This is a genomic window from Mesorhizobium sp. DxT, from assembly GCF_058448885.1.
Genome location: NZ_JBZFLJ010000029.1, coordinates 1 through 1,219, shown reverse-complemented (window position 1 = coordinate 1,219; position 1,219 = coordinate 1). Strand labels below are relative to the sequence as shown.

Annotated in this window: 1 protein-coding gene; it reads left to right on the top strand. The window is 59.6% G+C overall.

Going from position 1 to position 1,219, the window contains the following annotated elements; translation table 11 throughout:
* The first annotated feature begins 59 nt into the window (after positions 1–59).
* Positions 60–1,186 (top strand): IS3 family transposase gene (locus tag ACVJNE_RS24230; RefSeq protein ID WP_499569281.1). Its coding sequence is split into 2 segments (ribosomal slippage): positions 60–300 and positions 300–1,186, totalling 1,128 coding nucleotides; the frame shifts between segments, so codons are not numbered across the junction.
* Positions 1,187–1,219: the final 33 nt, after the last annotated feature.

Below are 1,219 nucleotides of genomic sequence, written 5' to 3'. Positions count from 1 at the left end.
TGAATAGCCCCTAGATTTGTGGACGCCTTCTTCCCTAAATTTGAGGCAAGGAGGCCATGATGGGGACCGGCAATTTCAGTGACGAGTTCAAGCGCGATGCTGTCGCGCAGATCACCGAGCGGGGCTATCCAGTTGCGGAGGTGTCGCAGCGGCTGGGCGTGAGCCAACACTCGCTCTACGCGTGGAAGAAGAAGTTCTCGAAGCCATCAGGAAGCGATGGGGATCAGGCGGCAGAGATCCGGCGTCTGAAGAAGGAGCTGGCGCGCGTCACCGAGGAACGCGACATCTTAAAAAAAGCCACCGCGTATTTCGCCAAGGATGCAAAGTGAGATACGCGTTTGTTGCCGAGCATCGCCAGCAGTTCACGGTGCGGGCGATGTGCCGCTGCCTGCGTATCCGGTCCAGTGGTTTCTATGCCTGGCTGAAGAACCCGCTGAGCAAACGGGCTCGGGAAGATGTCCGCCAGACCGCGCTTCTCAGCAAGGCCTGGAAGGAAAGCGGCAGGGTCTATGGCTATCGCAAGCTACATGACGACCTCCTCGATCAGGGAGAGACCAGTTGCCCCAACCGCATCGCTCGTCTCGCCAGGCTGGCCGGGATCAAGGCGCAGATCGGCTATAAGCGCCGTCCTGGCTCCTATGGCGGCAAGCCATCGGTCGTGGTCGACAACACCCTTGCCCGGCAGTTCGATGTCGATGCGCCGGACAGGGCGTGGGTGACAGACATTACCTACATCCGAACCCAGGAGGGCTTTGCCTATCTGGCCGTGGTGATCGACTTGTTCTCACGCCGCGTCATCGGCTGGTCACTGCAGAGCCGACAGACCACCGATGTCGTGCTGCAGGCATTGCTGATGGCGGTGTGGCGTCGAAAGCCGAAGAACAGGGTCCTGGTCCATTCCGATCAGGGCTCGCAGTTCACCAGCATGGACTGGGCGGCGTTCCTGAAGCACCACAATCTTGAGCACTCGATGAGCCGTCGCGGCAACTGCCATGACAATGCCGTGGCGGAGAGCTTCTTCAACCTCCTCAAGCGCGAGAGGATACGGCGCAGGACCTACCGAACACGCGAGGAGGCAAGGCAGGACGTGTTCGACTATATCGAGATGTTCTACAACCCGAAGCGCAAGCACGTCAGGAACGGGATGCTGTCACCCGTTGAGTTCGAACGGCAGCAGGAAATGTAACCCGAGGGTGTCCACGAAACTCGGGGCTATTCA